Source organism: Pedococcus badiiscoriae, assembly GCF_013408925.1.
GTDB lineage: Bacteria > Actinomycetota > Actinomycetes > Actinomycetales > Dermatophilaceae > Pedococcus > Pedococcus badiiscoriae.
In genome coordinates this window covers 3,156,164-3,180,715 of record NZ_JACCAB010000001.1, presented here as the reverse complement: position 1 = coordinate 3,180,715, position 24,552 = coordinate 3,156,164, and the positions used below count along the sequence as shown (strand labels likewise).

At 71.4% G+C, this 24,552-nt stretch carries 23 protein-coding genes; 8 read left to right on the top strand and 15 right to left on the bottom strand.

What is annotated here, in order from left to right; translation table 11 throughout:
• Positions 1-150 precede the first annotated feature (150 nt).
• The 7 genes from BJ986_RS14995 to BJ986_RS14965 form a co-directional block, all read right to left on the bottom strand.
• Positions 151-2,988, bottom strand: coding sequence for a DEAD/DEAH box helicase (locus tag BJ986_RS14995; protein ID WP_179422984.1), 2,838 nt, complete (start codon positions 2,986-2,988; stop codon positions 151-153).
• Between the two features lie 10 nt (positions 2,989-2,998).
• The gene (locus BJ986_RS14990; RefSeq protein WP_337795383.1) at positions 2,999-3,919 is read right to left on the bottom strand and encodes a YegS/Rv2252/BmrU family lipid kinase; all 921 of its coding nucleotides are present in this window, start codon (positions 3,917-3,919) and stop codon (positions 2,999-3,001) included.
• 9 nt (positions 3,920-3,928) lie between these two features.
• Positions 3,929-4,735, bottom strand: a complete 807-nt coding sequence (gene tatC, locus BJ986_RS14985; protein WP_238338107.1) for a twin-arginine translocase subunit TatC — start codon at positions 4,733-4,735, stop codon at positions 3,929-3,931.
• A 30-nt stretch (positions 4,736-4,765) separates the two neighbouring features.
• Positions 4,766-5,053: a Sec-independent protein translocase subunit TatA gene (gene tatA / locus BJ986_RS14980; RefSeq protein WP_179422982.1), complete on the bottom strand. Its 288-nt coding sequence runs from the start codon at positions 5,051-5,053 to the stop codon at positions 4,766-4,768.
• A gap of 71 nt (positions 5,054-5,124) precedes the next feature.
• Positions 5,125-5,436: a hypothetical protein gene (locus BJ986_RS14975; RefSeq protein ID WP_179422980.1), complete on the bottom strand. Its 312-nt coding sequence runs from the start codon at positions 5,434-5,436 to the stop codon at positions 5,125-5,127.
• Positions 5,437-5,446: 10 nt separating this feature from the next.
• Positions 5,447-6,427, bottom strand: coding sequence for a helix-turn-helix transcriptional regulator (locus BJ986_RS14970; protein WP_337795382.1), 981 nt, complete (start codon positions 6,425-6,427; stop codon positions 5,447-5,449).
• A 26-nt stretch (positions 6,428-6,453) separates the two neighbouring features.
• On the bottom strand, positions 6,454-7,443 hold the full coding sequence (locus tag BJ986_RS14965; protein WP_179422976.1) for a WYL domain-containing protein: 990 nt from the start codon (positions 7,441-7,443) through the stop codon (positions 6,454-6,456).
• 52 nt (positions 7,444-7,495) lie between these two features.
• On the opposite strand from BJ986_RS14965, the gene BJ986_RS14960 reads away from it, so the two are divergent.
• Positions 7,496-8,608 (top strand): DUF3866 family protein, encoded by a 1,113-nt coding sequence (locus BJ986_RS14960; RefSeq protein ID WP_179422974.1) that lies wholly within the window; start codon positions 7,496-7,498, stop codon positions 8,606-8,608.
• 19 nt (positions 8,609-8,627) lie between these two features.
• Here BJ986_RS14960 and BJ986_RS14955 read toward each other — a convergent pair whose 3' ends face one another.
• From BJ986_RS14955 to pafA, 3 genes are all read right to left on the bottom strand, one after another.
• Positions 8,628-9,014 carry an FKBP-type peptidyl-prolyl cis-trans isomerase gene (locus BJ986_RS14955; RefSeq protein ID WP_179422972.1) on the bottom strand — a complete coding sequence of 129 codons (387 nt, stop codon included), beginning with the start codon at positions 9,012-9,014 and terminating at the stop codon, positions 8,628-8,630.
• Positions 9,015-9,077: 63 nt separating this feature from the next.
• Positions 9,078-10,025: an FKBP-type peptidyl-prolyl cis-trans isomerase gene (locus BJ986_RS14950; RefSeq protein WP_179422970.1), complete on the bottom strand. Its 948-nt coding sequence runs from the start codon at positions 10,023-10,025 to the stop codon at positions 9,078-9,080.
• Positions 10,026-10,119: 94 nt separating this feature from the next.
• Positions 10,120-11,487, bottom strand: a complete 1,368-nt coding sequence (gene pafA, locus BJ986_RS14945; protein WP_179422968.1) for a Pup--protein ligase — start codon at positions 11,485-11,487, stop codon at positions 10,120-10,122.
• Between the two features lie 64 nt (positions 11,488-11,551).
• Between pafA and BJ986_RS14940 the strand changes: the two genes are divergently transcribed.
• The 4 genes from BJ986_RS14940 (at position 11,552) to BJ986_RS14925 (ending at position 15,986) form a co-directional block, all read left to right on the top strand.
• Positions 11,552-13,078, top strand: a complete 1,527-nt coding sequence (locus tag BJ986_RS14940) for a coiled-coil domain-containing protein (RefSeq protein ID WP_179422965.1) — start codon at positions 11,552-11,554, stop codon at positions 13,076-13,078.
• A complete protein-coding gene (locus BJ986_RS14935; protein WP_179422964.1) occupies positions 13,071-14,219 on the top strand; it encodes a coiled-coil domain-containing protein in 1,149 nt (382 codons plus the stop codon). Before BJ986_RS14940 ends, BJ986_RS14935 begins: the two co-directional genes overlap by 8 nt.
• 11 nt (positions 14,220-14,230) lie before the next feature.
• Entirely contained in the window at positions 14,231-15,238 is a 1,008-nt protein-coding gene (locus BJ986_RS14930) for an NAD-dependent epimerase/dehydratase family protein (protein WP_179422962.1), read from the top strand.
• 112 nt (positions 15,239-15,350) lie between these two features.
• Positions 15,351-15,986 (top strand): peroxiredoxin, encoded by a 636-nt coding sequence (locus tag BJ986_RS14925; RefSeq protein ID WP_179422960.1) that lies wholly within the window; start codon positions 15,351-15,353, stop codon positions 15,984-15,986.
• 57 nt (positions 15,987-16,043) lie between these two features.
• On the opposite strand, the gene prcA is transcribed toward BJ986_RS14925, so the two are convergent.
• The 4 genes from prcA to dop form a co-directional block, all read right to left on the bottom strand.
• Positions 16,044-16,874 carry a proteasome subunit alpha gene (gene prcA / locus BJ986_RS14920; RefSeq protein ID WP_179422958.1) on the bottom strand — a complete coding sequence of 277 codons (831 nt, stop codon included), beginning with the start codon at positions 16,872-16,874 and terminating at the stop codon, positions 16,044-16,046.
• On the bottom strand, positions 16,871-17,698 hold the full coding sequence (prcB, locus tag BJ986_RS14915; RefSeq protein ID WP_179422956.1) for a proteasome subunit beta: 828 nt from the start codon (positions 17,696-17,698) through the stop codon (positions 16,871-16,873). Before prcB ends, prcA begins: the two co-directional genes overlap by 4 nt.
• Positions 17,695-17,901 carry a ubiquitin-like protein Pup gene (locus BJ986_RS14910; RefSeq protein WP_179422954.1) on the bottom strand — a complete coding sequence of 69 codons (207 nt, stop codon included), beginning with the start codon at positions 17,899-17,901 and terminating at the stop codon, positions 17,695-17,697. The genes prcB and BJ986_RS14910 overlap by 4 nt, the downstream gene beginning before the upstream one ends.
• An 81-nt stretch (positions 17,902-17,982) precedes the next feature.
• Positions 17,983-19,500 carry a depupylase/deamidase Dop gene (gene dop / locus BJ986_RS14905; RefSeq protein WP_179422952.1) on the bottom strand — a complete coding sequence of 506 codons (1,518 nt, stop codon included), beginning with the start codon at positions 19,498-19,500 and terminating at the stop codon, positions 17,983-17,985.
• 164 nt (positions 19,501-19,664) lie between these two features.
• Here dop and BJ986_RS14900 point away from each other — a divergent pair, with 164 nt between their 5' ends.
• Genes BJ986_RS14900 through BJ986_RS14890 form a run of 3 tightly spaced genes read left to right on the top strand, consistent with a single transcriptional unit; the run spans position 19,665 to position 23,787 of the window.
• Positions 19,665-20,654, top strand: coding sequence for a ribose-phosphate diphosphokinase (locus tag BJ986_RS14900; protein ID WP_179422950.1), 990 nt, complete (start codon positions 19,665-19,667; stop codon positions 20,652-20,654).
• Positions 20,651-21,058, top strand: a complete 408-nt coding sequence (locus BJ986_RS14895) for a DUF3054 family protein (protein ID WP_179422948.1) — start codon at positions 20,651-20,653, stop codon at positions 21,056-21,058. The genes BJ986_RS14900 and BJ986_RS14895 overlap by 4 nt, the downstream gene beginning before the upstream one ends.
• 50 nt (positions 21,059-21,108) lie before the next feature.
• Entirely contained in the window at positions 21,109-23,787 is a 2,679-nt protein-coding gene (locus tag BJ986_RS14890) for an AMP-binding protein (RefSeq protein ID WP_179422946.1), read from the top strand.
• Here BJ986_RS14890 and BJ986_RS14885 read toward each other — a convergent pair.
• Positions 23,699-24,547: a sterol desaturase family protein gene (locus tag BJ986_RS14885; RefSeq protein ID WP_179422944.1), complete on the bottom strand. Its 849-nt coding sequence runs from the start codon at positions 24,545-24,547 to the stop codon at positions 23,699-23,701. The two genes, BJ986_RS14890 and BJ986_RS14885, sit on opposite strands and share 89 nt — an antisense overlap.
• Positions 24,548-24,552: the final 5 nt, after the last annotated feature.

The window sequence follows — 24,552 nt, the reverse complement described above, 5'->3', positions numbered from 1 at the left end:
TCCTCAACGCTCGAGTGGTGACAGCCGCTCTCCCGCTCGCGATGCTCGTCGCCGCCCCGGGGGAACGAGACGTCGGCGTCGCCGCCGAACTGAACCGCACGCGGACGAACGCCGCGACTCTTGCCTTCCGCGGGCAATGCCAAGGACTCCTCAGTCGAGGCGGTCGGCGGCGACCACGCCGCGCATGACGGCGTCGATGGCCTTGCGCGAGGTCGCACGCAACGTCGGTTCCGGGGCGGCATCGCCGATCTGCCCGAGCAGGTCGACGACCTGCTTGCACCGGCGAACGAAGTCGCCGGCAGCCATGTCCGAGCCGCGCAGCACCTCCTCCAGCTGACGACCGCTCGCCCACCGGTGCATCATCCACACCATCCCCGCGTCCGGGTCCCCCGTCAACGGAAGCCCCAGCTCGCGTTCGCGGTCCTCGAGCACCGACCACAGGCGGTTCATCTCGCGGACCGCCTCCGCCACGTCCTCGTTGGGCATCCGTGGCGACGGGTCCGTCTCGTCCCGCCGCGGCTCGTGGATCAGGGCCGACACGATCGACGCCAGGCCGGCGGGGTCCAGACGCTTCCACACCCCGAGCCGCAGGCACTCAGCCGCGAGCAGGTCCTTCTCGGTGTAGAGCCGCCTCAGGTTCTCCCCCTGCGGCGTCACGAGGTCACCGCCGTCCGACAGGTAACCCATCTCCCCGAGCAGGGTGCAGATGCGGTCGAAGGTCCTGGCCACCGAGTTGGTGCGACCCTCCACCTTGCGCTGGAGCCCGACCGTCTCGCGCTTGAGCCGCCACCACCGCTCCGCCCAGCGGGCGTGGTCCTCGCGGTCGGGGCACTGGTGACACGGGTGGGCCTTGAGCTGACGACGCAGCTCGGAGATGCGCTCGTCCTCGGCACTGCCCGCGTAGCCGGCGTGGTCGCGTGAGCGCCGCGGCGCAGGGTCGTGGGGAACGGCGATGCGCAGCGAGGTCGCGAGGTCGCGTCGGGCCTTGGGGCTCTTGGAGTTGAAGTGCGGCGGCACCTTGACGTGGGCCACCGGTTCGACCGGCGTCGGCACGTCGGTCAGGGACAGCTTGAGGAGCTGCTTGTCCTCGGTCACGACGGTCGGTGCCGGCACCTCGCCGCGGTACGACTTGGAGGGGTGCACCACGACGGCGTAGCCGGCGCGGCGGCCCGACGGGATCTTGATGACGTCGCCGATCTTCAACGCCTCCAGCGACACCGCAGCCTGCGCCCTGTTGCTCGCGGACCGGGCCTTCGCGCCCTCCTTCTCGAGCCGGGCGATCTCGTGCCGGAGCGCGGCATACTCGCTGAAGTCGCCGAGGTGACATGCCATCCCCTCGGCGTATCCCTCGAGGCCCTCCTCGTTCTTGCGCACGGCTCGGGCCATCCCCACGACGGCGCGGTCGGCCTGGAACTGGGCGAAGGACGTCTCGAGGATCTCGCGGGCCGTCTCGCGCCCGACCTGGGCGACGAGGTTGACTGCCATGTTGTAGGTCGGGCGGAACGACGAGCGCAGCGGGTAGGTGCGCGTCGAGGCGAGCCCGGCCACGGCCATCGGGTCCATCCCCCGGTTCCACTGGACCAGGGCGTGTCCCTCGACGTCGATGCCCCGACGCCCGGCCCGTCCGGTCAGCTGCGTGTACTCCGCGGGGGTGATGTCGGCATGGGTCTCGCCGTTGAACTTCACGAGCTTCTCGATGACGACGGTGCGCGCGGGCATGTTGATGCCGAGCGCGAGGGTCTCGGTGGCGAAGACGGCCCGGATGCGTCCCGCCGTGAACAGCTCCTCGACGATCTCGCGGAAGGTCGGCAGCATGCCGGCGTGGTGTGCCGCGAACCCTCGCGTGAGGCCGTCGACGAAGTCCCAGTACCCGAGCACGCCGAGGTCCTCGTCGGCCAGTGCGGACACCCGCTCCTCGACGGTGCGCCGGATCCGGTCGCCGTCCGCCTCGGAGATCAGCCGGATCCCGTCGCGGAGCAGCTGCCCCACGGCAGCCTCGCAGCCGACCCGGCTGAAGATGAACGTGATCGCGGGCAGCAGCCCCTCGCGCTCGAGTCGCTGGATGACCTCGGACCGGGTCGCGCCACCACCGGGACGGCCGCCCGAGCCGCGCGCCATGCCCCGGCCGCCGTGACCCCCGCCAGGCCCGCGGGGACCCGCGCCGCGCCCTCCGCGGCTGTGGCGGTCGGAGTGCGAGCCATGCCGGGCGCCCTCGTCCCACCGACCGCGCTGCTCGAGCTGGCGGATCGCCTGCAGCAGCTCGGGGTTCACCCGGGTCGCGTCCGCCCCCGTCACCGGCGCGGACGCCTCGTCGACGAAGAGGTCGTACATCGACTGGGCCACCATCATGTGCTGCCACAGTGGCACCGGGCGGTGCTCGGAGACGATGATGTCGACGCCGCTGCGGACCTCCGACAGCCAGGCACCGAACTCCTCGGCGTTGCTGACGGTGGCGGACAGGGACACCACCTGGACGTCCTGTGGGAGGTGGATGATCACCTCCTCCCACACCGCCCCGCGGAACCGGTCGGCGAGGTAGTGGACCTCGTCCATGACCACGAAGCCGAGCCCGTGCAGGGTGGAGGACCCGGCATACATCATGTTGCGCAGGACCTCGGTCGTCATGACGACGACGGGAGCCTCCCCGTTGATCGACGAGTCCCCGGTGAGGAGCCCGACGTTCGCAGCTCCGTGGCGACGGACCAGGTCGTTGTACTTCTGGTTGGACAGCGCCTTGATCGGGGTGGTGTAGAACGCCTTGCGCCCGGTGGCCAGCGCCAGGAACACCGCGAACTCCCCGACGATGGTCTTGCCCGCGCCGGTCGGGGCGGCCACGAGGACACCACGGCCGGCTTCGACCGCCTCGCACGCCTGCACCTGGAAGTCGTCGAGGGGGAAGTCCACCGTCGCCACGAACGCGGCCAACCGAGACTTCTCGTATGCCGCGCGGCTGGCGCTTGCGGCGAATCGCTCAGCGGGCGTCGACATGCTCCCGAGCCTACGTGGCGGCAGGCGCCAGCACCGTCACCGCGCCGGGGACCACGTCGAGGGTGATCGGCAGCGGCGCGAACCGCTCCCCGTCCGCGTACGCCATGATCCCCTCCGCCTCGAGGGTCACCGAGCGCCCCTGGATGATCTCCACGGCCGGATGAGTGACGTGGGCGCCCTTGAACACCTTGGGGAAGACCTTGAGGAACTCCAGCGTGCTGATCTCGTGGAGGAGCAGCACGTCCAGCAGCCCGTCGTCGAACCTGGCGGCGGGAAGCACCTGCATGCCGCCGCCGTAGCTCGGACCGTTGCCCACGGCCACGAGCATGGCGCGGGTCTCGTGTCGCACGCCGTCCACCGTCACGACGTACGGAATGGCCTTGAAGAGCGGGAGCTCGCGCAGGATCGCCAGGTTGTAGCGCATGTTGCCCTTGGGCCACGGCCAGGTGTTGGCGCGCTCGTTGACCACGGAGTCGAAGCCGGCGCCGAGCACGCCCGCGAACCAGTGCCGGCCGCCGTGGGCGTCGACGTGGCAGATCGCGTCGATGGTGCGCGGGGTGCCGGTGGTGACCAGGTCGGCGGCCCGGACGGGGTCGTGCACGGGCAGCCCCAGCCCGCGGGCGACGTCGTTGCCGGTCCCGGCGGCGATGATGGCCAGGGTGGTCTTGGTCTCGGCGGCGAGGTCGACCCCGAGGTGGACCATGCCGTCACCGCCCACCACGGCCAGCACGTCCACGCCCTGCGCGATGGCGCCCAGGGCACGGTCGCGGGCCGCGGCGAACGACTCGTCGGAGAGGTCCAGGACCTCATGGCCGGCGGCTCGCAGCCGCTGGGCCACCTCGATCCCCAGGGCCATCCCGCGGTTCTTGCCGGAGGTGGGGTTGACCACCAGGCCGACGCGCTTCCTGACGGGCAAGGGATTCGGACTCACGCGCGGAGGCTACAGGGCCGATGCCTCGTCGTCGGGCACGTCGGTCCACTTGGGCCGGTTCCTGGTCCGCCCGCGCTCGATGAGCTTGCTGACTCCGATCGCGCCGAAGTACAGGATGCAGAGCGGGATCGCCAGCAGGAACATCGTGAAGGCGTCAGGGGTCGGCGTCGCGACCGCCGAGAGGACGAAGATCCCGAAGACGGCTGGGCGCCAGGCCTTGACCATCGCCGACGACGGCAGGATGCCGATCGCGTTCAGGGCGACCAGGAACACCGGCAGCAGGAAGGCACACCCGAAGACGAGGATGAACCGCGTGACGAAGGAGAAGTACTCGCTGACCTGCTGGATGTTCGACGCCCCGGGCGGGGTGAAGCCGTACAGGACCGCGAGCACCTTCGGCAGGACGTAGTAGGCCATCGCGCACCCGGCCAGGAAGAGCGGGACGGTGGCACCGATGAAGGCCAGCGAGATCCGTCGCTCCCTCCTGCTCAGCCCGGGCACGATGAACGCCCACAGCTGGTACAGCCACACCGGGCTGGACACGATGATCCCGACGAAGATCGACAGGCTCACCTGCTGGGAGAAGGCGGCGGTGGCCGTGCCGAAGTTGAGGTTGATGATGCTCCCCGGGTGGGCCGCCTTGTAGTCGTTGAACGGCGCGGCGAGCCGGCCGTACACCTGGGGGTAGCTGATCCAGCCGAGCACGCCACCGAGCAGGACCGCCACCGCGGAGATCAGGAAGCGTCGTCGGAGCTCACGCAGGTGGTCACCGAGGGACATGCGCCCGTCGGGGTTGCGGGCACGCCGGAACGCCATGGTCGGGGTGACTGGTGAGTGCGGGTGGGACTAGGAGGCGCCGGAGGAGTTGTCCGTCCGGGGACGGTCCTCACGGATGGGGCTGGTCGGCTCGGGGGTGACCGGCCGCTCCGGGTCCTTGATGGCCTCGCCCTTGACCGTGTCGCTGCTGGCCGCGGACTTGCCGTCGGTCTTCATCTCCTGGACCTCGGACTTGAAGATGCGCATCGATCGCCCGATCGAGCGCGCAGCGTCGGGGAGCCGCTTGAAGCCAAACAGCAGGACGAGGAGGACGAGCAGGACGATGATGTGCCAGCCCTCAAACAATCCGCGACCCATGTGACTCATTCCTCTCGACCACGTGGTGGCCTCTGTGACGATGCTGCCCCGCCGGTGCCGGGCTGGTGGCCTCAGTCTAGGTGTCTGGCCCAGCTGGGACGCCGCGCGGCCTGACGGGCGCGCCGCTGCTGCTTCAACGAGGCTCGGGTGACTTCGCGTTCCCTGCGCAGCTGACGGGGGTCCCCGAACACGTCCGGCTGGGGCGCCGGCCGGCGATCGCCGAGCCGGTTCGTCTGTGCCTGCAGGGCGGCGACGGTGTCGGAGGAACGACGCACCTCGGCCGTCAGCTCCTTGAACTGGCCCCAGACACCCCAGGCCCGGCTCGCCAAGTAGGCCGCCGCGATGACCACGAGCAGCACCCAGATGACGACCCACCACCACACGACGTCGACCCTACCCGCCCGTGGAGGCTGTGGTGTCCGCTGCGTATGCCGCGAGGGCCGCCTGCGCGCCCTCGCTCACCGCCTGCGCGACCTCGGGCGGGGACACGACGGTGCCGTGGCCCCCCAGCCGCCAGAGCAGCCGTCGCAGCCAGAGCGTGTCGGCGGTGCGCAGCGTGACGATCTGTGAGCCGTCCTGCTGCGTCTGCACGGACTCGGTCGGGTAGTAGTCGCTGACCCACGTCGCGCCCGGCGTGAGCCGCAGCGTCACGAGCGTGTCGTCGGGTCGCGGGGTGAAGGCCCCCGCATCGAGGTCCCGCAGCTGGGCGTCGGCCGGTGGGGTGCCGTCGACGTCGAGGACGTCCAGGCGCGCGATGCGGTCCATCCGGAAGGTGCGCGTGTCCTGGGCCAGGTGGCACCAGCCCTCGAGGTACCACCGCGAGTCCAGGTTGACCACGCGCATGGGGTCGACGTCACGCTCGGTGGCCTCGTCCCGGCTGGGCACGAGGTAGCGCAGGTGCACCCGGCGGTGGCCCTCGACGGCGCGGCGCGCGTCGGCCAGCAGGTCGGCCTCGACCCCTTCGCTGATCGCCACCTCGACCCGGGCGGCGGCCTCGGCGCTGGCGCCGGTGGCCTGCTCGAGCTTGGCCATCGCCCGCTCGATCGCGTCGCGCTCCCCCAGCCCCGGCACCGAAGCCAGGGCCCGCAGCCCCACCATCAGGGTGAGGGCCTCGTCCCGTCCGAGCCGCAGCGGGCGGGCGATGGTGTCGGCGTTGGTCACGAACACCCGGCCGCCCTCCCACTGGGCGTCGATCAGCTCGTCGGGCATCTGGCCGTAGCCGCAGAGGTAGAGCAGTCGCAGGTCGGTCTCGAGCTGCTCGACGGTGATGCCCAGCTCCTCCGCGGCCAGGGCGAGGTCGATCCCCTGGCGGGCGACCAGCCAGGGCACCATGGTGAGCAGTCGCGCGAGCCGGTCGGTCGCCGACTCGGGCACGGTCCGTGACCTCCGGGCCGGCGGGGTCATGCGGCCCCTCCGGCGTGAGCAGCCAGCGCCCCCCGGAGCCGTTCCACCACGAGCTCGCGCACCTCGTCCGGTGACACGACCACGACGTCCGCGCCATAGCCGCTCACCTCGTCGGCCAGGAGGTCGTCGTCGGTGAAGGGCACCTCGAGCTCGGTCCACCCCCCTGCCTCGGTCGTCCCGGTCGCCCGGCGACGCAGCGAGTTCCCCCGGTCGGCCCTGACCCTCACGACGGCGGTGCGGGTCGGCTGGTCACCCACGGTGGTGCGGATCATCTCCTGGGCACGGTGGTCGGCGGGCACGGCATACGGCGGGGCCTTCTTGACCTCGGTGACGTCCCCGTCGATCCGCGACAGCCGGAAGACCCGGGGCGCTTCGCGGTCGAGGTCGAAGCCGGTGAGGTACCACCGACCGTGCCACGAGGCGAGTCCCCACGGCTGGACGGTGCGGGCGTTGACCTCCCCCTGACCGCCGGTGCGGTAGCCGAAGGTGATGGTGCGCTGGCCGACGACGGCGTTCTTGACGGGCTCGAAGGCAGGTTCGCTCGTGCCCAGCCGCGGTTCGATCCCGATGAGGGAGTCGCCGTCGCGCTCGATGTCGGCAGCCTTGAGCTTGCGCAGTGCCTGGGCCGCGGGACCGGCTAGGGAGGCGTGCGCCCAGGTGCGGCTGGCCAGGCCCAGCACCGCGAGCTCGTCGGGCTCGAAGGTGATGTCAGGCAGGGCGTACTCGCGCTGGTCGATCCGGTAGCCGACCTCGTCGTCCCAGGCGCCACCGATGTCCTGGGTGACCAGCGGGATCCCCAGCTCGCGCAGCTCGTCCTTGTCGCGCTCGAACATCCGGTCGAAGGCCTCGTCGCTGACCGCGTCCCCGTACTGCGGGACGACGGCCCGGATCCGCGACTTGGGCAGCGGGCGACGGGTGTAGAGCAGGCACAGCACGAGGTTGAGCAGGCGCTCGGTCTTGGCCGCGGGACCGGTGGGGGAACTCACCCGCACGACGCTACCCGAGTGGGCGGCACGTCCCGTGGCTAGTCTGCGTGTCGTGATGCAGTGGCGCGAGGGAACGGTCGAGCAGGTGGTCGGCCGGTGGCCGGGCGCGGTGGAGTATGCCGTGCGGCTGGCCGACGATGCCCCCGACGACACCTCGGTGCGGGCGCTGGCCTACACCGCGCTGGTGGGCGAGCCAGAGGTCGGCGACCGCGTGCTGCTCAACGCCTCCGCCCTGCTGCGCGGGCTCGGGACCGGCGGGCTGGCCTTCATCGTCGCTGCGCCCGACCGGTTGCCCGGCGATCCCACCACCCCGCGGGGGCACATCGTCAAGGCCCGCTACACCCCTCAGCAGCAGATGTTCATGGCCGTCGACGAGCAGGACAGCCCGCACCACGAGGTGATGACCGGCCCGCTGGCCGCGGCCGGCGACCTGCTCGGCATGCCGGTGGTCGTCGCCGACCTCCACTCGGCCCTGCCCGCCATCCTGGCGGGGATCAGGCTCGACCGCCCGGAAGCGCGCGTCGTCTACCTCATGACCGACGGCGGAGCCCTGCCGATCGCGTTCTCCCGCAACGTCGCGACCCTCACGGGTGCCGGCTGGCTGGCAGGCACCGTGACCGTCGGCCAGGCCTACGGGGGCGACCACGAAGCCGTCACGCTGCACTCCGGCCTGCTCGCCGCCAAGCACGTGCTGGAGGCAGACATCGCCGTCGTCATCCAGGGGCCCGGCAACGTCGGCACCGGTACCCCGTGGGGCTACACGGGGGTGGCGGCGGGCGAGGCCCTCAACGCCGTCGGCACCCTCGGAGGTCGCGGCGTCGCCGCCCTGCGCGTCTCGGACGCCGACACCCGGGAGCGCCACCACGGGATCTCGCACCACAGCGCCACGGCATACGGGCGCATCTGCCTGGTGGCCGCGGACGTCCCGGTCCCCACGACGGCGGACGAGTTCGACGCGCTGGTCGCCGACCAGGCTCATGCCCTGGCGCGGACTGCCCAGGGAGCCCTCACGGTCCGCCGGGTGGACCCGGAGGGTCTGGACGAGGCCCTGCGGGCCGTTCCGGTCACGCTCTCGACGATGGGCCGCGGCCTCGACGAGGACCACGCAGCGTTCCTGTACAGCGCAGCAGCCGGGCGACATGCCGCCCGGCTGCTGGAGAGCTGAATGTTGGAGGGGTCGCGCCTCAGCGGACGTCCACCAGGTCGACGACGAAGATCAGGGTCTCGCCCGGCTTGATCGCGCCGCCCGCACCGCGGTCGCCGTAGGCCAGGTGCGCGGGGATGACGAGCTTGCGACGGCCGCCGACCTTCATGCCGACGATGCCTTCGTCCCAGCCACGGATGACCTGGCCGACCCCCAGTCGGAAGTCCAGGGGCGCGCCGCGGTTCCACGAGGCGTCGAACTCCTCACCGGTGGAGTGGGCGACGCCGACGTAGTGCGCCGAGATGGTGTCACCGGCGCCGGCCTCCTGGCCGTCACCTTCGGTGATGTCCTCGATGACCAGCTCAGTGGGAGCTGCGTCGCCGGGGAAGTCGATCTCGGGCTTGGTGGTGTTGGGGTCGAAACCCATGGGACTGCTCCTTCGCAGGTCGGGAAGTGGGGGGTACGGCGGTCGTGCGTGACTCCGCGTGACTCAGAAGGCCGCGAGGATGTCGACGACGAACACGAGGGTGTCCTTGCCGCTGATCTTGGGCGGGCTGCCGGCCGCGCCGTAGCCGTCGGCCGGCGGGACGATCATGAGCACCCGGCTGCCGACGGTCCTGCCGACGAGCTGGGCGTCCCAGGCCTTGATGACCTGCTGCTTGCCGATCACCGTCTCGAAGTACTTGTTCGCCGTCTTGGCGGAGGAGTCGAAGACCGACCCGTCCTTCCAGAGCGCACCGGTGTAGGTCACCCGGATGGTCTGGCCCGCCTCGACCTTCGCGCCGGAGCCCTGGATGAGCAGCTGGGCGACGGTCTTGGTCGGGGGCTGGGCGCCCTTGGGGATGGTGATCGTGGCGGGCCCGTCCTGCGGGACCGTGACGGTGGGCAGCCCGGCGGCGGGCTTGACGGCCGTGCCCTCGGCGGAGGCCAGCGGCTTGGTGGCCGAGAGCACGTCCATGAGGAAGACGACCGTGTCGGTGCCGCCGACCTTGATGTTGGCGTTGCCCTGGGTCCCGAAGGCGTCCTTGGGCGGCATCGCGACCAGGACGCGCGACCCGATCTTCTGGTTCAGCAGCCCCTTGCGCAGGCCGGGCAGCAGGTCGGGGGCAGCCAGGTTCAGGCCGAGGTTCTGCTTGCCGAAGTTCGTGTCGAGCACCGAGGAGTCCTTGCCGTTGAGCAGGACGTACTTGAGGCTGACGATCTCGTCGCCCTTGACGACGGGGCCGGTGCCGGCCTTGACCACCTTGGTGGTGGTCTCGGTCACCGACAGGGGCTTGGGGTTCACGGTGACGGTGGGGGCCGTGGTGTCGCTGCCGCCCGTCACCGTGACCTTGTCGAGCGCGGAGCCCTTGGCGTCCTTGGAGCCACCACAACCGGTGAGGGCCAGGGCAGCGGCCAGGGCGACAGCCGTGAGGGCGGGAAAACGACGCAGATGCACGATGGAGAACTTTCGCTGGGGGCGGGGGGAACCAGCGCCCACCATAACCGGGGCGGCTGGCAAACCCCGATTCGCCTGTCGTGGGTGGCCGTCGTCAGCCGCGCATGCCCTCGATGAGCCGGTCCACGCGGGCGTCGACGGCCGCGAACGGGTCCTTGCACAGGACGGTGCGCTGGGCCTGGTCGTTGAGCTTGAGGTGCACCCAGTCGACGGTGAAGTCCCGACGGTGCTCCTGGGCGGCCTTGATGAAGTCGCCGCGCAGCTTGGCGCGGGTGGTCTGCGGGGGCACGGTCTTGGCCTCGAACACCTCGGGGTCGGTCGTGATGCGCGCCGCGCGACCGTGCTTCTGGAGGACGTAGAAGACCCCCCGCTCCCGGTTGACGTCGTGGTAGGCGAGGTCGAGCTGGGCGATGCGGGGGTGCTCCATCGGCAGCCCGTGCTTTGCCATGTAGCCCGAGATCAGCTTGTGCTTGATGACCCAGTCGATCTCGGTGTCGACCAGGCCGAGGTTGCCGGTGTCCACAGCGCGGATGGTCCGCTCCCACAGGTCGAGGACCTGCTTGTGGATCGGGTCCTCGAGCCCCTCGCGGTCGGCGAACGCCTGGGCCCGCTCGAGGTACTCGGTCTGGATCTGCAGGGCGGACAGCTCACGCCCGTTCGACAGCCGCACCGTCTTGCGCCCGGTCATGTCGTGGCTCATCTCACGGATCGCCCGGATCGGGTTCTCCAGCGTGAGGTCCCGCACGACCATGCCGGCCTCGATCATCCGCAGCACGAGGTCGGCGGACCCGACCTTGAGCATGGTGGTGGTCTCGCTCATGTTGGAGTCGCCGACGATCACGTGCAGCCGGCGGTACCGCTCGGCGTCGGCGTGTGGCTCGTCCCGCGTGTTGATGATGGGGCGGCTGCGGGTGGTCGCCGAGGACACGCCCTCCCAGATGTGGTCGGCCCGCTGGCTGACGCAGTAGGTCGCGCCCTTCGACGTGGTGACGACCTTGCCGGCCCCGCAGGTGATCTGACGGCTGACGAGGAACGGGATGAGCACGTCGGAGAGCTGTTGGAACTCGCCGGACCGGCCGACGAGGAAGTTCTCGTGGCAGCCGTAGGAGTTGCCCGCCGAGTCGGTGTTGTTCTTGAAGACGTAGATCTCGCCCTCGATGCCTTCCTCGGCCAGCCGGTCCTGGGCATCGGCGACCAGTCCCTCGATGATCCGCTCCCCCGCCTTGTCGTGGACCACGAGCTGACGGACGTGGTCGCACTCGGGCGTCGCGTACTCCGGGTGCGAGCCGACGTCGAGGTAGAGCCGGCTGCCGTTGGAGAGGAAGACGTTGGACGAGCGTCCCCACGAGACGACCTTGCGGAAGAGGTAGCGGGCGACCTCGTCGGGAGTGAGGCGCCGCTGACCTTCGAACGTGCACGTGATCCCGTACTCGTTCTCGATCCCGAAGATCCGCCGGTCCATGACCACACTCTAGGCTTCCGGGGTCTCAGGCTGCGGGTCACGCCACGCGTGGGAGTATGGGCACATGCCCGACGCCCACGCCACGGACGCGGGGACCCGTGTCGCCGGTACGTCCACCACCCAGGTGGGCGACCTGACGCGGCACACCCAGTCCATCCTGGAACGCGCCCAGGCTTATGCCGACGCCATGCGAGCCGAGACCGACCAGGTCCTGTCCGACGCCCGCGCCGAGGCCGCCCGGATCCGCGACGAGGTCCAGGTCCTGCTCGACGACGCCGAACGGCAGCACGCCGAGGCCGTCCGGGACCGCGAGCAGGCTGGTCGCGCGCTCGCCGAGGCGACCCGCGAGGCCGCGTCACTGGTCGAGGACGCGACCGAGCAGGCGTCGATGCTGACGCAGTCCGCCACGCGGACCAGTGACGAGGCGGTCAGCTCCGCACGGGCCGAGGCGCAGGCGATCCTCGACGAGGCCCACAGCCGGGCCGACTCGCTGCGGGCGAGCGCCCAGAGCGACTACGACGAAGCCATGCAGCGGTATGCCGCGCACGCGGCCGAGCGCGACGCCGCCTTCGCCGCGGGCGTGGAGAAGATGGATGCCCACTTCGCCGAGCGCGACCAGCAGGAGCAGGCCGCCCGCGCGGCCCTCCTCGAGGAGGCCACGGCCGCGGCCGCCAGGGTCCGGGAGGATGCGCAGGCCGAGGCAGAGCGCACCATGGGCGCCGCCGCGATCCACCAGGAGGAGACCGCGACCCAGGCCGCGGCGCTGGTGGAGCAGGCCCGCGCGGACGCCCAGGAGCGTCTGGACCGGGCCCACGCCGAGGCGGGCGAGATCATGGTGCAGGCCGAGGAACACCTCAAGTGGGGGCAGGACACGGTGCGGCGGATCCTCGACGAGGGCGAGGCCGAGGTCAGCCGGATGCGCAAGGAGACCCACCGCGAGCTCGCCGCGCGGATGCGTTCGCGCCGCCAGCTGATCCAGACGGCCCTGGCCCAGACTGCCCACCGCGCACGGTCCGAACGCGAGTCGGCCCGCCTGGAGTCGCAGAGCCTTCGCGCCCAGGCGGAGGCCGTCATGGCCGCCGCCCAGGCGCAGGCCGAACGCACCACCGCGGCCGCCGCCGCGGAGGCCGAGCGGGTGCGGGCGAGCGCGGCGGAGACCGAGCGTGCTGCGGACGAGCGGGCGGGCCGCCGCCTCGACGAGGCGGAGAAGGCGGCTCGCCTCGTCCGCGAGCGCACCGCGCAGGAGATCGAGCGGCTCCAGCGGGAGACGCACGAGTCACACCGCCAGGCCCGCGAGGAGCTGGTGACCACCACTGCCGCGGCACGCGCTGATGCCGACCGGGTGCGCGAGGAGGCCAGGGCGATGCTCGAACGCGCCCGAGCCGAGGTCGCGGCCCTGGCCTCGCGTCGACAGGACATCACCACCCAGCTCGGCCACCTCTCGGGGGTGATCGACGCCCTCGCCGTCCCGGAGCGGGCGTCCTCCACCTCGGACACCCCCGACAGCCCCGCCAACGACACCCCTGACACGACCGACCCCTCTGCCAACGATGACCACTCCCCCCACCAAGAACGGACCGACCATGAGTGACTCCAGTTCCTTCCGTAGCGTCCTGCGCGGCTACGACCCGGCCCAGGTCGACCAGTGGCGCGCCGAGCACGCCAGTGCCCTCGACCAGGCTCGGCAGGAGGCTGCCGAGCGCACCGTCGAGGTCAGCGAGCTGCGCGCCGCTCTGGCCCGCGTCCAGGAGGAGCAGGCCGGAACCGCCAAGACCCTGGCGGACCTCCAGGAGCAGCACAGCAAGGCGGCTGCCCCCACCTACGCGAACCTCGGCGAGCGGATCGGCACGATTCTCGGCCTCGCCGACGAGGAGGCAGCCGAGATCCGCAGCTCCGCCAAGGCGGACGCCGACACGCTGAAGGGGACCACGACGCTCGAGGCCGATCGGGTCCGCGCCGAGGCAGACCGCTACGCCGAGGACGTCCGGACGAAGGCAGAGGCCCAGGCCACCCAGGTCGTGGAGAAGGCGAGGCAGCAGGCCGACGCCATCCTCGACGACGCCGACCGCGAGGCATCCGCCCGGCGCGAGGAGGCCGAGGCGTTCTACGAGCACCAGCGGGCCCGCGCCGCCTCCGCCGCCGCGGACTTCGAGGCCACCCTCGGCCAGCGCCGCGACAAGGCAGCCGCCGAGTTCTCGGCCCAGATGGCCGCGCACGAGACCGCGCTCACCCAGGCCCAGGAGCGGGCGCAGAGCCTTGCCGCGGAGAGCGAGCGTGCGCACGCGGACTCCCTCGCCGAGAGCCAGCGCGCCCTGGACGCGGCCAAGGCCGAGGCCGAGCACCTCGTCAGTGCTGCCCGCGAGCAGGCCGAGCGCATCCGTCGCGACTCCGAGCGCGAGCTCTCGGCGGCAACCGCCCGCCGCGACAGCATCACGGCGCAGCTCAGCAACGTCCGGCAGATGCTGGCGACCCTGGGCGGTGGCGCCATCGCGGAGGCTTTCGGCGACCACGAAGCCCCGGCGGCTCAGCCTGCCGACGCGACGGACGAGGTCGACGAGTCCGCCGCTGCCGAGCCCACTGAGCACGTCGAGCCCAGTGAGCACGCCGAAGCCGACGCTGCCGAGCCTCACGCAGAGCATGACGAGCACGACGCCGACGACGCCGACGACGCTGACGGCGCCGCGCAGCCTGCGGGAGCCAAGCGGGGCCAGCGGGCCGGCACCCGCGCCTGAGCCCGTCGCCCATGTCGCTGCTCGTCCTCGGGGGGACCGCGTGGCTCGGTCGCGAGGTCGTGGCGGCTGCCCGGGCCCTGGGCCAGGACGTCACTGTCCTGGCCCGCGGGGTCTCGGGCGCTCCGCCGGACGGTGTCGAGGTCGTCCGCGCCGACCGGGGTGACGCCACGGCATACGACGAGGTGGCGGGTCGTGAGTGGGACGTCGTCGTGGACGTCTCCCGCCAGCCCAGCCACGTCGCCGGTGCCCTGGACGCGCTGGCCTCGCGCGCCGCGTCGTGGGTGTTCGTGTCATCGGCCTCGGTGTACGCCACCCATGACGTCGCCGGAGCGGACGAGACCGCGGAGCTGCTGCCCGCCCACCCCGGTGATGACGACGGCTGGGAGACCTACGGCGGACGCAAGGTCGCCTGTGAGCGCAGCGTCCTCGACCACGTCGGTGACCGGGCGCTGGTCGCACGGTCGGGGCTGATTGCCGGACCAGGTGACCACACCGACCGCACCGGCTACTGGCCGTTGCGGTTCGCGCACCCGGCCAGCCCGGACGGTGCCGTCCTGGTGCCCGACCGCGGGGCGTCCACCCAGGTCCTCGACGTCCGCGACCTCGCCGCCTGGCTCGTCCGGGCCGGTCTCGAGCGGGCCGCCGGTGTAGTCAACGCGAGCGGCCCGGTCATGCCGCTGGACGACCACCTCGCAGTCGCGCGGGACGTCGCCGGTCACCGTGGCGAGACCGTGCGGGTGGGCCAGGAATGGCTGGCGGACCACGAGGTGCAGCCCTGGTCCGGCGACCGGAGCCTGCCGCTGTGGCTATCCGTGCCGGAGTATGCCGGCTTCATGGCACGCAGCACCGCCGCGGCGCAGGCCCTGGGACTGACCAGCCGGTCCCTGGCCGAGACGCTCGCCGACACCCTCGCCTGGGAGGTGGCGTCCGGGCCCGGTCGGGTGCGGAAGGCCGGGCTGACGGTCACCGACGAGCTCGCTCTGCTCGCCTCCGCCCGCAGCGGGCCGCACCCGGGGTGACCGCCCGACGTGCACCACGACGTACCAACATCCGGACAAGCCATCCACTCTTCGGTCAAGTAACGGCATGTTTGGTCACGACAAACATCGCGTTACCGTTGAGAGGACCGTCATGGCCACGCTGCGACTGGGCGACGACGCCCCCGACTTCACCGCTGAGACCACCGAGGGCGAGCTGACCTTCCACGACTGGAAGGGCGACGGCTGGGCCGTGCTGTTCAGCCACCCCGCCGACTTCACCCCGGTCTGCACCACCGAGCTCGGGCGGGTCGCCCAGCTCAAGGACGAGTGGGCCGCGCGCAACACCAAGGTGCTGGCGGTGTCGGTGGACGCGCTCGAGGACCACAACGCCTGGAAGGCGGACATCGAGGAGGTCTCCGGTGCCTCGGTCGACTACCCGATCGTCGCCGACAAGGACCGCCAGGTGGCCGAGCTGTACGACATGATCCACCCCGGCGCCGGAGACACCTCCCCGGTCCGCTCGGTCTTCCTCATCGACCCGGCGGGCAAGGTGCGGCTCTCCCTGACCTACCCCAAGAGCGCCGGCCGGAACTTCGACGAGATCCTGCGCGCCCTGGACGCCTTGCAGGTCAACGACTCGGGGCCCTTCTCCACCCCGGCGGACTGGAAGGCCGGCGAGCGGATCATCGTGGCCCCCACCGTCAGCACCGAGGACGCGCAGACCCGGTTCAAGGGCGTCGAGGTCGTCAAGCCCTACCTGCGCTACGCCGAGGCGCCCAGCAGCTGACCGTTGCCGCGCTGGGATTACTCCGGCGGGCGCTGCGTCACTCCTGAGGGCGCTGTGTTACTCCTGAAGACGCTGGGTCTGCGGGTTGCTCGACTCGTCGCGCGGTGAGCCCTCACCCGTCAGCGTGTCGTGGCGCCCCGGCGTCGGGTCGTCCTCGGCAGGGGCATCGCTGGTGGGGTCCTCGGTGCTGAGCAGGGCCTCGAGCAGTCCCCCGCCGATGCGGCGGAACGTGCGACGGGGACGTTCGCGGTCGAGCACCGCCACCTCGAGCTGAGCCGCGGTGAGCGTCCGCGCGGGGGCACCCGGCGCGCCGCCGGGGTCCTGGCCGAGCAGCTCGACGGCCAGGCTGAGTGCGTCCGCGAGCGACAGTCCGGGGGTCCAGCGGTCCTTGAGCGCGGACTCGATCGGCTCGGCCGCGCCACCCATGGCGACGAAGCCCTGCTCGTCCGCGACCGAACCGTCGTAGGTCAGCCGGTAGATCTGGTCGTCCTGCGCGGTGGCGCCCACCTGGGCGACGACGATCTCCACCTCGTACGGCTTGGACTCCTGGGTGAACACGGTCCCCAGGGTCTGCGCGTAGGCGTTGGCCAGACCGCGAGCCGTCACGTCGGTGCGGTCGTAGGAGTAGCCCCGCAGATCGGCATACCGGACGCCGGCGACGCGCAGGTTCTCGAACTCGTTGTACTTGCCGACGGCCGCGAAGGCGATGCGGTCGTAGATCTCGGACACCTTGTGCAGGGCTCTCGACGGGTTCTCGGCGACGAAGGCGATGCCCTTGTCGTAGCCGAGCACGACGACGGACCGGCCCCGGGCAATTCCCTTGCGGGCATAGTCGGCCCGGTCCTTCATGAGCTGCTCGGGCGAGACGTAGAACGGCATGCTGCTCATCGGGCACCTCCCGGGTTGCCCTGGCGGGCGGCGATGACGGCTTCGACGACGGCGCGCAGGTCGTCGTCCCCGACGAACCGCACCCCCTCGGGTCCCACGACCGCGACGGTGGGCCAGATCCGCCTGCCCACGTCGGGTCCACCGGTGGCGGAGTCGTCGTCGGCGGCGTCGTAGAGGGCCTCGACGACCACGCTCACGACCTCCTCGGCGGACAGCCCCGGTCGCCAGACCTTCTTGAGCGCCCCCCGGGCGAACAGCGAGCCCGACCCGACGCTGTGGTGGTCGTGCTCCTCGTAGCAGCCCCCGGTGACGTCGTAGGAGAAGATCCGGCCGAGCTGGCGGTCGAGGTCGTAGCCCGCGAACAGCGGGACGACCGACAGGCCCTGCATGGCCATGCCGAGGTTGGACCGGATCATCGAGGCGAGCCGGTTGGCCTTGCCCTCGAGGGAGAGCAGGGTGCCCTCGATCTTCTCGTAGTGCTCGAGCTCGACCTGGAACAGCTTCACCAGCTCGATCGCGATCCCGGCGGTGCCGGCGATCCCCACCGCGGAGTACTCGTCGCCGGCGAAGACCTTCTCCATGTCGCGGTTGGCGATGATGTTGCCCATCGTCGCCCGGCGGTCACCGGCCATCACCACCCCGCCGTCGAACGTCGCGGTCACGATGGTGGTGCCGTGCGGGGCCTCGAGGGTGCTGCCCGGGGGCAGCACGCGACGCGACGGCAGCAGCTGGGGCGCGTGGGCGCCGACGAACTCGGTGAACGAGGACGACCCCGCCGACAGGTATGCCGCGGGGAGCCTGCCAGCGTCGGCGCCAGTGGTCACTGGCCACCCTTCTGGACGAAGCCCCGGACGAACTCCTCCGCGTTGGACTCCAGCACGCCGTCGATCTCGTCGAGCACGCTGTCGATGTCGGAGTCGAGGTTCTCCTTGCGGGCACTGGCCTCCGGCGCCGCGGGCGTGGGCTCCGGGGCCTCGTCGGGAGCGTCGTCGCGTCGCTGTGGTCGGCTCTGCTCTTGGCTGGGCATTGGCATGACCTCTCACTCGTGATTCTCGGAGCTCGTGGGCGAGCCGTCGAACGAACCGCTGAACATGAACCTAGTCCGAACCTATCCCGATGCGGAGGCCAACTCACGCAAGAGGGTGGCCGCGTCCGGACTGCGGTCGAGGAGCGGACCGACGGTGGCCTTGGTCCCCCGCAACGGTTCCAGCATCGGGACCCGCTGCAGCGACGTCTGGCCGGGGATGTCGAAGATGACCGAGTCCCAGGACGCGGCGGCGATCTGGTCGGGGTACTTCGCCAGGCACTTCCCTCTGAAGTACGCCCTGGTATCGGCCGGCGGCTCGTGCACGGCCTCGAGGACGGCCTCCTCGGTCACCAGCTGCTCGAACCGGCCGGCTGCCCGGAGCTTGTGGAAGATGCCCTTGTCGGGACGCACGTCGGACCACTGGATGTCGATGGCCCGCAGCCGCGGGTCGGACCAGTCGAGCCCGTCCCGGTCGATGTAGCCCTGCAGCACCTGCTGCTTGGCCACCCAGTCCAGCTCCCGTGAGGCCTCGCGCGGGTCTCGCTCGAGCCGGTCCAGGATGGTCGCCCACCAGCGCATGACCTCAGCCGTGTCGTCGTCGAGCTCACCGGCATACCGCGCCCGCAGGTAGCGCTCCGCGAGCCCGTGGTAGCGCCAGAGGAGCTGGACGGCCGTGAGCTTCGTGCCGTCGCGCAGCTCGACCAGCGCGGTGCACGTCGGGTCGTGGCTGACCGCCTGCAGGGTCGCGACGGGCCGGGCCACCGTGAGGTCGACGTCGATGGCACGGTCCTCGATCATCGCGAGGACCAGCGAGGTCGTGCCGAGCTTGAGCAGGTTGGCGACGTCGCAGTGGTTGGCGTCCCCGATGATGACGTGCAGGCGCCGGTAGAGGTCCGCCACGGCGTGCGGCTCGTCCCGGGTGTTGATGATCGGGCGCTTGAGGGTCGTCTCCAACCCCACCTCGACCTCGAAGAAGTCACTGCGCTGGCTGAGCTGGTAGCCCGCCGTGCGGGAGTCCTGGCCGATGCCCACCCTGCCGGACCCGGTGATGACCTGCCGGGCCACGAAGAACGGCACGAGGTGGCGGACGATGTCGGTGAACGGCGTCTCGCGGCGCATGAGGTAGTTCTCGTGGGTCCCGTAGGACTGGCCCTTGCCGTCGGTGTTGTTCTTGTAGAGGTTCACCCCGGGCGGCACCTGGGAGAGGCGGCGCACCGACTCGGCCATGATCGCCTCACCGGCCCGGTCGAAGGCCACCGCGGCCCGGGGCGAGGTCACCTCGGGTGAGGAGTACTCCGGGTGCGCGTGGTCGACGTAGAGCCGGGCCCCGTTGGTCAGCACCACGTTGGCGAGGGTCGGGTCCTCCTCGTCGGTGAGCTGGCTCGGGTCGGCGACCCCGCGTCCCATCTCGAACCCCCGCGCGTCACGCAGCGGGGCCTCGTCCGCGTAGTCCCACGAGGCGTGCGCGGCCCTGATCCCCTGGGCCGAGGCGTACGCGTTGACCACCTGCCCCGACAGGATCATCGGGTTGGCGGCCGGGTCGCCGGGCACCGAGATGCCGTACTCGGTCTCGATCCCCATCACCCTGCGGACCGTCATGCGTGGCTCACGCTCATGGACTCACCCTAGGTGAGAGGCGTCAGACCGTGTCCGCAGCCGTCCGCACGCGCATCCGGATGCCGACTGGCCGCGCCACGGCGGGGGCAGGCGGGTTACGCTCGGTGCAGACCTGATTGCCGGACACCCATCCCCCAGGAGTGCGATTGCGCGACATCGTGGTCTTCAGCGGTAGCGCCCACCGCGGCTTGGCCGAGCGCATCTGCGACGCCCTCGGGGTGGACCTGTCACCGGCCGAGATCAAGCGGTTCAGCAACGACTGCCTCCAGGCCCAGCTGCTCGCGAACTGCCGTCAGCGCGACGTCTACATCGTGCAGCCGCTCGTGCCTCCCACCCAGGAGCACCTGATGGAGCTGCTGCTGATGGTCGACGCCGCCCGGGGAGCATCAGCCGCCCAGATCACCGCGGTCATCCCGCACTACGCCTACGCCCGCTCCGACAAGAAGGACGCGTCCCGGATCTCCCTCGGAGGTCGCCTGGTGGCCGACATGCTGGTCGCGGCCGGGGTCGACCGGGTGCTCACGATGACCCTGCACGCGCCCCAGGTGCACGGGTTCTTCTCGGTCCCGGTGGATCACCTGACCGCCATCGGCGTGCTGGCCGACCACTTCCGCGGAGCCGACCTGGAGAACTCCGTGGTGGTCTCCCCCGACCTCGGCAACGCCAAGACGGCCACCCAGTTCGCGCGGCTGCTCGGGCTGCCCGTGGCGGCCGGCTCGAAGCAGCGCCTCGCGGACGACAGGGTCATCATCGACTCGATCGTCGGTGACGTGACGGGCAAGCGCGCGATCATCCTCGACGACGAGATCGCCACCGGCGGCTCGATCCTCGAGCTGCTGGACCGGCTCGCCGACCTGGGCTGCCCGCGGGCCGACGTCGCCTGCACCCACGGTCTCTTCGCCGGCAAAGCCGTCGAACGCCTGCGGGACCACCCGATGATCGGTGAGGTCATCACCACCGACACGGTGCCCGCGCCCGGTCGCTGGCCCGAGCTGCGGGTCCGCTCGGTGGCGCAGCTGTTCGCCGAGGCGATCAAGCGCATCCACGCCGGCGAGTCGGTCAGCAGCCTCTTCGACGGTGTCGACCCGACCCACGCGCCGCCCCAGGCCTCCCTGTTCGACCGGGTCAATGCGTGAGGTCTGAGCTGGCTGTCGGAGCTGCGTTCGTCGTCGACCTGGCGTTCGTCCTCCTCTTCGCCACCGTCGGACGGATCAGCCACGTGGAGGGCGTCACCGTCGCCGGCGTGCTGGGCGTCGCGTGGCCGTTCGTCGTCGCGCTGGTCGTCGGGTGGGCGCTCGCCCGGCGTCGTTCGGGGTGGCCGGTCCGGATGCCCGGGTCCAGCACGGTCTGGCTGGTCACGGCTGTCCTGGGCCTGGTGCTGCGGGTGGCCACCGGCGGAGGCTTCGCCTGGACCTTCGGCGTGGTCACCCTCGTGGCCCTGGGGTTGTTCCTCGTGGGCTGGCGCTGCGCCGTGGAGGTGTTCCGGTTCACCGTGCAGGGCCTGGGCCGCTGGGCGGACCGGACAGCCGCGCGACGCTGACCGACGAGCCGCACTTGAGTTTGGTAAGGCTTACCTAATACGATCCCCGCGTGTCCGCCGGTCTGCTCACCTCCCCCCAGCGCCACCGCGTGGACTTCGTGGCCACGCTGGCCGACCGGGGCGACGCGACCGCTGTGGTGCTCTCCCGCGACACGACCCTGACGTATGCCGCCCTGGCCGCCCTCGTCGCCGCGGCCGGGGCCCGGTTGGGCTCCCGTGGCGGACGGCGGCTGGTCCTCATCGCCGCGGAGAACTCGGTCGACGCCCTGGTCACCTACCTGGGCGCGCTGCACGCGGGCCATGTCCCACTGCTGGCTCCCGGCGACCGCCTGCAGCACCTCGACCGGCTGATCGAGGCCTACGACCCCGATGTCGTCGCGGGCCGGGGCGACGCCGGGTGGCAGGTGGCCGCTCGTCGCCCAGCCGCGGCGCACGACATGCACGCCGACCTGGCCCTGCTCCTCACCACGAGCGGGTCGACCGGCTCCCCCAAGCTGGTCCGGCTCTCGCACGAGAACCTCGACAGCAACGCGGCCGCGATCAGCGAGGCGCTGGGCGTGCGCCCGAGCGACCGCGCCGTCACCAGCCTCCCCCTGCACTACTGCTACGGCCTGTCCGTCGTGCACAGCCACCTGGCTGCCGGAGCCGCCGTCGTGCTGACCGACCTCTCGGTCGTCGACCCCTGCTTCTGGAGCCTGTTCGACGAGGTCGGGGCCACGACGTTGGCGGGGGTCCCGCACAGCTTCGACCTGCTGGACCGCAGTGGGTTCGCGGACCGCGTCCACCCCTCGCTGCGGATGGTCACGCAGGCCGGCGGACGGCTCGCCCCCGAGACGGTCCAGCGGTATGCCGCGCTCGGACGGGAGGGCGGCTGGGACCTGTTCGTCATGTACGGGCAGACCGAGGCGACCGCCCGGATGGCGGTGCTGCCCCCCGACCTGCTGGAGGCCCGCCCCGAGACGGTCGGGCTGCCCGTGCCCGGCGGATCGTTCCGGCTCGACCCGCTGAGCGAGCTCGACTGCGGGCTGGGCGAGCTCGTCTACTCCGGGCCCAACGTCATGCTGGGCTATGCCGAGTCGCTGCTCGACCTGTCGCGAGGGCGGGAGGTGGACGAGCTGCGCACCGGGGACCTCGCCCGCCTGGGACCCGACGGCCTCGTGGAGATCGTCGGGCGCCTGAGCCGGTTCGCCAAGGTCGTGGGGCTGCGCATCGACCTGGACCAGGTCGAGCGCGACCTCGCCTCCGTCGGCCTCGACACCCACTGCGTCGACCTCGGCGACGCGCTCGGCGTCCTCGTCGGGTCGCCCGGCCGGGGCGACGAGGTGACCGAGACGGTGACCCGGCGGCACGGCATACCGGCGTCGGGGGTGGTCGTGCTGGACGGGCCGGAAGCGCCGCGGCTGCCCACCGGCAAACCCGACTACCGGGGCATGGCCGAGCTGATCGGCGCGCACCGGAGGACGGCCCGTCGAGCGGACGACACGACCGCGGCATCGGCGGCGGGCGACCGGACCGAGGCCGTCGTGGCGCTCTACCGCTCGCTGCTGTCGGCGCCGACAGCCGACGACACGACGAGCTTCGTCGACCTCGGTGGGGACTCGCTGTCCTATGTCGAGGTGTCGGTGCGGCTCGAGGCCCTCCTGCACACGCTCCCCCACGGCTGGCACCTGCTGGCGCCCAAGGACCTGGTCAACGCCACCGAAGCTCCGGGTCGACGCCGGCTGCACACCGTCGACAGCACGGTCCTGGTGCGCGCCATCGCCATCCTGCTCATCCTGGCCAACCACACCCAGCTGTCGGTCGTCCCCGGCGGTGCACACACCCTGCTGGCCCTGGTCGGCTACAACGTCGCCCGCTTCCAGCTGACCGCCCGCCCCCGCGGCGAACGGGTCCGCGGGATCCTGCGCGGCCTCGCCCGGGTCGTGCTCCCGAGCGTGGCCTGGATCGGCGCGCTGGCCGTCCTGGTCGGTCCCTACGACTGGCGCAACGTGCTGATGCTCAACCAGGTGCTGGGGGACTGGGCGCGGTGGTCGTACCACTGGCACTACTGGTTCATCGAGGCGGTGACGTCGCTGCTGCTCGGGACCGCCCTGCTGATGGCGATCCCGGCCGTGGACCGCTGGGAGCGGCGGTGGCCCTTCGCCTTCCCCGTCACGCTCGTGGGCCTCGGCCTGCTCACGAGGTATGCCGTGGTCGTCCCCGACGCCGGGCCCTACCGGGGCGCCAACGCCTACGTGCTCATCTGGCTGTTCGCGACGGGCTGGGCCGCAGCCCGCGCCGGCACGACCCGGCAGCGGTTGCTCGTGTCCGCGATCCCGGTGATCACGGTGCCCGGCTTCTGGCCGACCATGCCCGGCCGCGAGGCCACGGTCATCGCCGGGATCCTCGTCCTGGTCTGGTTCCCCACCGCCCGGGTCCCGGCCTTCGTGGGCCGAGCCGCCTCGCAGGTCGCGAGGGCCTCACTGTTCATCTACCTGACCCACTTCCTGGTCTACCCGCCCATCAGGGCCACCAGCCCCGTGCTGGCGATGGCCTGCTGCCTCGTCGTCGGGATCGCCTACTGCACGCTGTGGACGTGGGCGGAGGCGAGGGCCCTGGCGGCGTTCCGCGCATGGCGGGGACTCAGGACCGAGCGGGGACTCAGGACCGGGGCGACCATCCCGGCGGCGCGAACAGGTAGCCCAGCCGGTCACGCCAGCGGCTCGCCCCGCGCACCTCGCGGAACATGAGGGCGAGCTCGCCGTACTGGAGCCGGAACGGGTTGAAGGTCGTCACCGGGTGGGTCAGCCCGTAGGTCGGGCGCTGCTGCTCCTCGCGGAAGGTCCCGAACAGCCGGTCCCAGACGATGAGGATGCCGCCGTAGTTGCGGTCGAGGTAGTCGGCGTCGCTCGCGTGGTGCACACGGTGGTGCGAGGGCGTGTTGAAGACGAGCTCGACCGGTCGCCACAGCTTGGGGACCGTCTCGGTGTGCACCCAGAACTGGTAGACCAGGTTCAGCGAGAAGACGAAGAAGATCATCCACGGGGGCAGCCCGAGCAGCGGGAGGGGCACCCAGAACAGCAGCTCGCCCCACGGGTTCCACTTCTGCCGCAGGGCGGTCGTGTAGTTGAAGTGGATGCTGCTGTGGTGCGCCTGGTGCATCGCCCAGAGCACCCTGACCCGGTGGCTGCTGCGGTGGTAGGAGTACCAGAGCAGGTCCACCAGGAGCAGGGCGACGACCCAGGTCCACCAGTGGTGCGGGTCGAGTCGCAAGGGGGTCAGCGCATACAGGCCGGTGTAGCCGAGCAGCGCCAGCGCGCGGGCCCCGACGTTGACCACGACCGACCCCAGCCCCATCGACAGGCTCGCCGTCGAGTCGCGGCGGGCGTACCCGGCGCGCGGTGTCTGCTCGCCGTCGTCGAGGACCTTGAGGGCGACCAGCTCGAGCGCGATGAACAGGACGAAGAACGGGACGGCCAGCAACGTGGGCTCGCGGAGCAGGTGGTCCATGACCA

Excerpts from the sequence above, each read along its gene's own strand:
- BJ986_RS14995 (WP_179422984.1), bottom strand. The coding sequence starts at position 2,988 with ATGTCGACGCCCGCTGAGCGATTCGCCGCAAGCGCCAGCCGCGCGGCA.
- tatC (WP_238338107.1), bottom strand. The coding sequence starts at position 4,735 with ATGGCGTTCCGGCGTGCCCGCAACCCCGACGGGCGCATGTCCCTCGGT.
- tatA (WP_179422982.1), bottom strand. The coding sequence starts at position 5,053 with ATGGGTCGCGGATTGTTTGAGGGCTGGCACATCATCGTCCTGCTCGTC.
- BJ986_RS14955 (WP_179422972.1), bottom strand. The coding sequence starts at position 9,014 with ATGGGTTTCGACCCCAACACCACCAAGCCCGAGATCGACTTCCCCGGC.
- pafA (WP_179422968.1), bottom strand. The coding sequence starts at position 11,487 with ATGGACCGGCGGATCTTCGGGATCGAGAACGAGTACGGGATCACGTGC.
- BJ986_RS14940 (WP_179422965.1), top strand. The coding sequence starts at position 11,552 with ATGCCCGACGCCCACGCCACGGACGCGGGGACCCGTGTCGCCGGTACG.
- BJ986_RS14935 (WP_179422964.1), top strand. The coding sequence starts at position 13,071 with ATGAGTGACTCCAGTTCCTTCCGTAGCGTCCTGCGCGGCTACGACCCG.
- BJ986_RS14930 (WP_179422962.1), top strand. The coding sequence starts at position 14,231 with ATGTCGCTGCTCGTCCTCGGGGGGACCGCGTGGCTCGGTCGCGAGGTC.
- BJ986_RS14925 (WP_179422960.1), top strand. The coding sequence starts at position 15,351 with ATGGCCACGCTGCGACTGGGCGACGACGCCCCCGACTTCACCGCTGAG.
- prcA (WP_179422958.1), bottom strand. The coding sequence starts at position 16,874 with ATGAGCAGCATGCCGTTCTACGTCTCGCCCGAGCAGCTCATGAAGGAC.
- BJ986_RS14910 (WP_179422954.1), bottom strand. The coding sequence starts at position 17,901 with ATGCCCAGCCAAGAGCAGAGCCGACCACAGCGACGCGACGACGCTCCC.
- dop (WP_179422952.1), bottom strand. The coding sequence starts at position 19,500 with ATGACGGTCCGCAGGGTGATGGGGATCGAGACCGAGTACGGCATCTCG.
- BJ986_RS14885 (WP_179422944.1), bottom strand. The coding sequence starts at position 24,547 with ATGGACCACCTGCTCCGCGAGCCCACGTTGCTGGCCGTCCCGTTCTTC.